Source organism: Actinotalea sp. C106, assembly GCF_023630195.1.
Classification (GTDB): domain Bacteria; phylum Actinomycetota; class Actinomycetes; order Actinomycetales; family Cellulomonadaceae; genus Actinotalea.
Genome location: NZ_JALPKN010000158.1, coordinates 1 through 7,467, shown reverse-complemented (window position 1 = coordinate 7,467; position 7,467 = coordinate 1). Strand labels below are relative to the sequence as shown.

Below are 7,467 nucleotides of genomic sequence, written 5' to 3'. Positions count from 1 at the left end.
CGAGCTCTGGCAGATGAGCCGCCCGCTGACCGGGTCGGCCGGCCCGGCGACCCCGACCGTCGCGCCCCCCGGCGTCGTCGTGCGGCCCTTCGTCGTCGGGCAGGACGAGCAGGCCTGGCTCGAGGTCAACGCCCGCGCCTTCGCCGACCACCCCGAGCAGGGCCGCCTGACCCTGCGCGACGTCGAGGCGCGGCAGGCCGAGCCCTGGTTCCGCGCCGAGGACCTGCTGCTGGCCGAGCAGGACGGGCGCCTGGTCGCCTCGGCGTGGATGAAGGTCGAGCCCGGGGCCGAGGACGGCGAGCTCTACGCGCTGGGGGTGGACCCCGCGGCGCAGGGGTCGGGGCTCGGACGGCACCTCACCGCCCTGGTGCTGGCGCACCTGCGTGACCGCGGGCTCGCGCGGGCCACGCTGTACGTCGAGGCGGGGAACGCCGCCGCCGTGAGCACCTACACGCGGGCCGGCTTCGAGCGCTCCCGGGTCGACGTCCAGTACGGCTGAGCCGAGGCGTCGAGCAGGGAGGGGCCACACGCTCCGCAGTCCCTCGGGCGACGCGCCGTCCGGGTTCCCGGAGGCCACCCGGGGGTGCGACCATGCACCCATGACTGCGCAGCCCGACGCCCGCACGCGAGCCTCCGGCCAGGACGGCGTCGCACCGTCGACGGGCACGCCGTCGGGCGCCGAGCCCGAGGAGGCCGCGCTCGTCCCGCTGCCCACCGACCGGTTCAGCGACCGCGAGATCGACTGGCTGGCCTTCAACCAGCGCGTCCTGGAGATGGCCGAGGACGAGTCCGTGCCGTTGCTCGAGCGGGTGCGCTACCTCGCGATCTTCGCCTCGAACCTCGACGAGTTCTTCATGGTGCGGGTCGCCGGCCTCAAGCGGCGCATCGCGACCGGCATGGCCGTGACCGCCGTCTCGGGGCTCAGCCCGCGACAGGTCCTCGAAGCGATCGACGCCCGCGCCCAGGAGCTCATGGAGAGGCACGCGAGGGTCTTCACCGACTCCGTCCAGCCCGCCCTGACCGCCGAGGGCATCACCCTGGTCCACTGGGACGACCTCGCCTCGACCGAGCAGGACCGGCTGCACAAGTTCTTCCGCAAGCACATCTTCCCCGTGCTGACGCCGCTCGCGGTGGACCCTGCGCACCCCTTCCCGTACATCTCGGGCCTGTCCCTCAACCTCGCCGTCGTCGTGCTCAACCCGTCGACCGGCAAGGAGCACTTCGCGCGGGTCAAGGTGCCGCCCCTGCTGCCGCGGTTCATCGCCGTCGACCAGCGTGGCCGGCCCAGCGCCCCCAGCACCCAGGCGGCCGACCCCGAGAAGGGCCCCACCTCCTTCGTTCCCCTCGAGGAGGTCATCGCCCAGCACCTCGACCACCTGTTCCCGGGGATGGAGGTCGTCGAGCACCACACCTTCCGCGTGACCCGCAACGAGGACCTCGAGGTCGAGGAGGACGACGCCGAGAACATCCTCCAGGCCATGGAGAAGGAGCTGCTGCGGCGGCGGTTCGGCCCCCCGGTGCGCCTCGAGCTCGCAGCCGACATCGGTGACCGGGTGCGCGAGCTCCTCGTGCGCGAGCTCGGCGTCGACGAGTCCGAGGTCTACCAGCTGCCCGCCCCGCTCGACCTCACCGGCCTCAACCTCATCGCCGACCTCGACCGCCAGGACCTGCACCACCCCCGGTTCGTCGGCGGCACGCACCGCCACCTGGCCGAGGTGGAGAGCGCCAAGCCGACCAACGTCTTCGCGGCCCTACGACGTCGCGACGTCCTGCTGCACCACCCGTACGACTCCTTCGCGACCTCGGTGCAGACCTTCCTCGCCCAGGCCGCCGCCGACCCGCAGGTGCTCGCGATCAAGCAGACGCTGTACCGCACCTCGGGGGACTCCCCGATCGTCGACTCCCTCATCGACGCGGCCGAGGCCGGCAAGCAGGTGCTCGCCCTGGTCGAGATCAAGGCACGCTTCGACGAGCAGGCCAACATCTCCTGGGCGCGCAAGCTCGAGCAGGCCGGCGTGCACGTCGTCTACGGGATCGTCGGGCTCAAGACCCACTGCAAGCTCTCCCTCGTGGTGCGTCAGGAGAGCGACGGCCTGCGCCGCTACTGCCACGTCGGGACCGGCAACTACAACCCCAAGACGGCGCGGCTCTACGAGGACCTGGGCCTGCTGACCTGCGACCCCGAGGTGGGCCAGGACCTCACGCGCCTGTTCAACCAGCTGTCGGGGTACGCGCCCAAGTCCCGCTTCCACCGGCTGCTCGTGGCCCCGCGCAGCGTGCGGTCCGGGCTGGTCGAGCGGATCGAGCGCGAGGCCGAGGCGCACCTGGCCGGCCAGCCCGCGTGGATCCGGCTCAAGGTGAACTCGGTGGTCGACGAGGAGACCATCGACGCCCTCTACCGCGCCTCGCAGGTGGGGGTGCCGATCGACCTCGTGGTCCGCGGGATCTGCGCGCTGCGCCCGGGGGTGCCGGGGCTGAGCGAGACGGTGCGGGTGCGCTCGGTCCTGGGGCGCTTCCTCGAGCACGCGCGGGTCTTCGCCTTCGCCAACGGGGGCGAGCCCGAGGTGTTCATCGGCTCGGCGGACCTCATGCACCGCAACCTGGACCGCCGCGTCGAGACCCTCGTGAGCCTGCGGGACCCCGAGCACATCGCCGAGCTGGTCGAGCTGCTCGAGATCTCCATGTCCCCCGAGACCGCCTCCTGGCACCTGGGCCCCGACGCGACCTGGGAGCGGCACAGCCACGGCGAGGACGGCACGCCCCTCCAGGACCTGCAGGCGATGCTGATCAAGCGTCAGCGCCGTCGCCACCACCGCGACCGGTGAGCCGCGAGCGGTGAGCGAGGTCAGCAACGGGCGGCCGACGGCCGTCCACGCCGCGGGGGCCATCCCCTGGCGGGTGCGCGAGGAACGGCTCGAGGTCATGCTCGTGCACCGGCCCCGCTACAAGGACTGGTCCTGGCCCAAGGGCAAGGTCGACCCGGGTGAGTCGCTGCCCGCGGCGGCCGTGCGCGAGGTCGCCGAGGAGACCGGGCTCCAGGTCGTCCTCGGCATCCCCCTGCCCGGGCTGCGCTACGCGTTGTCCGACGGCCGGGTCAAGCAGGTGCACTACTGGGCCGCGCGGCCCGCCGAGGAGGCCGACGCCGCACCGCTCTCGGTGCGCCCCCCGGTCGAGCTCGCCAGCCCGGAGGAGGTCGACGAGGCCGTCTGGGTGGGGGCCGCCACGGCCGAGGAGCTGCTCACCCGCCCGGCCGACCGCTCGCCGCTGGCGACCCTGATGGCCTTCTGGGCCCGTGAGCGCCTCGCGACCCGCACCGTCACGGTGGTCCGCCACGGGCGGGCCCGACGGCGATCGGCGTGGCGTCGCGGGGAGTCCTCCCGACCGCTGACACCCAAGGGGGCCGCACAGGCCGTGGCCCTGGTGCCCGTGCTCGCCGCCTTCGGGGTGCGTGAGGTCGTCACCAGCCCGTGGAAGCGCTGCCTCGACACGATCGAGCCCTACGCCTCGAAGGCCGGGATCACGCTGGTGAGCCAGAAGGCCCTGACCGAGGCGGCGCACGCGGAGAACCCTGCTGCGACCTCCGAGGTGCTGGGTGAGCTCATCGTCCACCCGCGCGACGCCGCCGTCTCGACGCACCGCCCCGTGCTCGCCGACGTCGTCGACACGGTGGGCGAGGCGACCCGGCGCTGGACCGTCGGCACCTTGCCCGCCAAGGACCCCTACCTCCGCACGGGTGAGATCCTCGTCGCCCACGTCGCCGGCGAGGGCGACAAGGCCCGCATCGTCGCCGTCGAGCGCCACCGCCCCCCCTCCACCCTCTAGCCCCACCTCATGTCAGAAGCACGGATACCCAGAGGTATCCCAGGTTCTGACACGAGATGAAGGGAGGGGCGACGCCGGACCGGGAGCGCCTGTCGGCGCGAAGGCCGCTCGTAGCGGCTTTGTGTGGAGCCCGGGGCTACCGCGGCCCGGCGTCCCCCCTAGTTTAACGGCCCGCCCAACGCAGGTCCCGCCAGGGCAGCTCCCCGAGCGGTGAGATGAGCCTCATTCGAGGCGGTCGGCCCGCCACAGCGCGGCAGCCGCCTCGAGCTCCTCGGCGGTGCGGACGAGCCCCGAGGCGCCACGGGTCATGTGCGCGGCGAGCTCGACGTCGCGGTCCTCGACGTGGTCCGCGTCGAAGGCGGCCCCCGTCGCCAGGACCCGGCAGAAGGCCGCCCCCCGCTCGAGGGCGATCGCCAGGTCCGCCGTGAACACCCCCGAGAGCACGGCGTCCACCACGCGGGAGACGTCGCTCGGGCCGGGCAGGCTCGCGACCCCCGCGACGACGTCGTGCACCTCGGCCCGGACGACGCCGGTCCGGTACCGCTCGGCCACGACGTGCGGGTCCCGCCGCACCCACTCCCGCAGCACGTACAGCCGCCACAGGGCCCCCGGCAGGGTCGTCGCGGGGCTGTCCGACCACATGGCGGCCACGGTGTCCAGGCCCTCGGCCTCGACCAGCCGCACCAGCCGGTCCACGACCTCCGGGTCCTCGGCCGCCCGGGCCTGCCGCACGATGACGTTGGCCGTCATGTGCGCGACCTCCTGACGCAGCGCCGGGTCGGCGTCCCCGGGCAGCTCGTCCGCCGCGCGGGGGTCGAGCATCGCGGGGCGGCGAGGCCGGCGGGCCTCGCTCATCCTGGGGCGTCCTGCTGCGGCTCGAAGGCCAGGGAGACCGAGTTCATGCAGTACCGGTCCCCGGTCGGGGTCTGCGGGGCGTCGTCGAACAGGTGGCCCAGGTGGGAGCCGCACCGGGCGCAGCGCACCTCGGTACGCACCATCCCCATGCTGCGGTCCTCGATCAGCTCGACGGCGTCCCCCTCGGCGGGCGCGTAGAAGCTGGGCCACCCGCAGTGCGAGTCGAACTTGGTCTCGGCCTGGAAGAGCTCGGCCCCGCAGGCGCGGCACGAGTAGGTGCCCACGCGCTTCTCGTCGAGGAGCTCACCGGTCCACGGCCGCTCGGTCCCGGCCTGCCGCAGCACCGCGAACTCGTCGCCGGACAGCTCCTCGCGCCACTGGTCGTCGCTCTTGCTCACCTGGTACGTCATGGCCGTCCTCCTGTCACCTGGGGCGGTGCGGCGCCCCGCTCGGCTCGTCGCCGTCGGCGCCTCACCCGGCACCCTGCGGTGCCGCGGCTCCAAACTACGTCGCCGATCGACCCATCCGCCTCCCCCACGGCTCCGAACCACACCCGACAGCAGATCCCACGATCGACGGAGGACCCCATGCGTCACGCACGCACCCGCAACGCCGCCGTGGTGGCGGCCGTCGCCGCCACCCTCGCCCTCACCTCGTGCTCGAGCGAGGAGCCGGCAGCCGACGAGCCCACCATGACCGAGGAGATGCCCGACGACGCGGCCTCGCAGGACATGGCCGAGACGTCCGCCCTCATGCCGATGGGCACCGGCGACCCGTTCGCCGACGCCCGCACCGCCGCGGCGCACATGCCCGAGACCGCCCTGACCCTCGCGACCGGCCTGGCCACCGCGACGGGCACCGAGGGCGAGGTCGACTCGGCCGCCGCCGACCTGCGTGCCGGGCTGACCGCCCTCCTCCAGGAGCACGTCTACCTGGCCGGTACCGCGGTCGCCACCGCCTACACGACCGGCCCGGACTCCGACGAGTTCGCCCTCGCCGCCGAGGCCCTCGACGGCAACTCGGTGGACCTGTCCACCGCGATCGGCGAGCTCGCCGGTGACGAGGCCGAGGCGGACTTCCTCGCGCTGTGGCGTGAGCACGTCGGCTTCTTCGTCGACTACGCCGTGGCCCAGCAGGCCGGGGACGCCGAGGCCCGTGACGCGGCCCTCGCCTCCCTGCAGGGCTACACGACCGACGCCGGGGCCTTCTTCGAGGAGATCAGCGCCGGCGAGCTGCCGGCCGCCGCGATCGCCGAGTCCCTCGAGATGCACATCACGACCCTCACCGCGGCGATCGACGGCCTCGCCGCCGGCGACACCGGTGCGTACGCCTCGCTCCAGGAGGCCGCGTCCCACGTCGGCATGGCCGCCGAGACCATCGCGGGGGGCCTGGACACGGCGCTCGACCTCGACGGCGACCCGTCCGACCCCGCCTCGACCCTGCGGTCCGACATGACGTACCTCCTCCAGGAGCACGTCTACCTGGCCGCGATCTCGGTCTTCACCGCGTACACGGCCGAGGGCGGCCCCGAGTCCGAGGCCTTCACCGCCGCGGCCGGCGTCCTGGACGAGAACTCCGTGGCGCTCTCCGAGGCCGTGACCTCCCTCGCCGGTGACGAGAACGGCGCCGCCTTCCTCGACCTGTGGCGCGAGCACATCGGCTACTTCGTCGACTACGCGGTCGCCCGGGCCGGCGGCGACGAGCAGGGCACGCAGGACGCTCTGCGCAACCTCGACGGGTACCGCCCGCAGGCCGGTGACTTCTTCGAGGAGGTCAGCGGTGGCGAGCTCCCGTCCGACGCCGTGGCCGAGGGCCTGACGCACCACGTCGAGACCCTCGCGGGGGCGATCGACTCCCTCTCGGCAGCCCTGGTCGAGTGATCGGCTGAGGGTCCCAGACCGTGCCCCAGGTGGTGCCGGTGGCGCATGCCGGCACCACCTGGGGCACACTGACCTCCGTGACTTCGCCCGAGGCCCCTGACTCCGCTGCGGCTCCCCGGTCCAGCCGGACCGAGCCGACGGCGCCGTCGGCCGAGGACCTTCTCCTGGCCACGGCCCGGGGCGAGGAGCAGGCCTTCGCCCAGCTCTACGACCTGCTCTCCGCGGGGGTCCACGGCACCGCCCGGGCCGTGCTGCGGGACCCCGACCACGCGGCCGAGGTCACCCAGGAGGTCATGCTCGAGGTCTGGCGGACCGCGGCCCGCTTCGACCCCACCCGGGCCTCGGCCCGCACCTGGGTCATGACCCTGGCCCACCGGCGGGCCGTGGACCGGGTCCGCGCGGTCCAGTCCCAGCGCGAGCGCGACCAGCGCTCCCTGGACGGCATGCACCATCCCCCGTTCGACGTGGTGGCAGAGGAGGTCGAGGTCGAGATGGAACGAGCACGTGTGCGGGACTGCCTCGGCAGCCTCACCGACACCCAGCGTGACGCGGTGCTGATGGCCTACTACGGGGGTCACACCTACCGCGAGGTCGCGGCCCGCCTCACGGCCCCGCTGCCCACCGTCAAGAGCCGCATCCGCGACGGCCTGCTCCGGCTGCGCGACTGCCTGGGGGTCCCCGCATGAGCACCGACCAGCCCACCGGCAGCCAGGGCACCGGCAACCAGGGCACAGGCAACCAAGGGACCCAGGGCACCCCGCCCGAGGACCCCCGCACCCTGCTCGGTGCCTACGCCGTGGACGCGGTCGACGACGTCGAGCGCCGCCAGGTCGAACGCCTGGTCGCGACCGACGAGGACGCCGCGGGCGAGCTGGCCGGGCTCCAGGCCGCCGCCGCGCACCTCGGGCAG

7 protein-coding genes and 1 pseudogene are annotated in these 7,467 nt (G+C 73.7%); 6 read left to right on the top strand and 2 right to left on the bottom strand.

Translation table 11 applies throughout. The features are described 5' to 3' along the window. The 3 genes from mshD to L0B03_RS19585 form a co-directional block, all read left to right on the top strand. Positions 1–499, top strand: a 499-nt coding sequence (gene mshD, locus L0B03_RS11375; protein ID WP_250445903.1) for a mycothiol synthase, incomplete at its 5' end; no start/stop codon positions are given. Positions 500–599: 100 nt separating this feature from the next. Then, complete coding sequence (locus tag L0B03_RS11370; RefSeq protein WP_250445902.1) at positions 600–2,825, top strand: RNA degradosome polyphosphate kinase; 2,226 nt, start codon at positions 600–602, stop codon at positions 2,823–2,825. A gap of 10 nt (positions 2,826–2,835) precedes the next feature. Beyond that, positions 2,836–3,822, top strand: coding sequence for a bifunctional NUDIX hydrolase/histidine phosphatase family protein (locus L0B03_RS19585; RefSeq protein ID WP_250445901.1), 987 nt, complete (start codon positions 2,836–2,838; stop codon positions 3,820–3,822). Positions 3,823–4,044: 222 nt separating this feature from the next. Here L0B03_RS19585 and L0B03_RS11360 read toward each other — a convergent pair whose 3' ends face one another. Both L0B03_RS11360 and msrB read right to left on the bottom strand, forming a co-directional pair. Further along, entirely contained in the window at positions 4,045–4,677 is a 633-nt protein-coding gene (locus tag L0B03_RS11360) for a hypothetical protein (protein WP_250445900.1), read from the bottom strand. Beyond that, positions 4,674–5,087, bottom strand: a complete 414-nt coding sequence (gene msrB, locus L0B03_RS11355; RefSeq protein WP_250445899.1) for a peptide-methionine (R)-S-oxide reductase MsrB — start codon at positions 5,085–5,087, stop codon at positions 4,674–4,676. Before msrB ends, L0B03_RS11360 begins: the two co-directional genes overlap by 4 nt. A gap of 177 nt (positions 5,088–5,264) precedes the next feature. On the opposite strand from msrB, the gene L0B03_RS11350 reads away from it, so the two are divergent. From L0B03_RS11350 to L0B03_RS11340, 3 genes and pseudogenes are all read left to right on the top strand, one after another. Then, positions 5,265–6,557 (top strand): hypothetical protein, encoded by a 1,293-nt coding sequence (locus L0B03_RS11350; protein WP_250445898.1) that lies wholly within the window; start codon positions 5,265–5,267, stop codon positions 6,555–6,557. A gap of 77 nt (positions 6,558–6,634) precedes the next feature. Beyond that, positions 6,635–7,243, top strand: coding sequence for an ECF RNA polymerase sigma factor SigK (sigK, locus tag L0B03_RS11345; protein ID WP_250445897.1), 609 nt, complete (start codon positions 6,635–6,637; stop codon positions 7,241–7,243). Next, positions 7,240–7,467, top strand: a pseudogene (locus L0B03_RS11340) (hypothetical protein); the annotation flags it as partial. The gene sigK and the pseudogene L0B03_RS11340, both read left to right, overlap by 4 nt.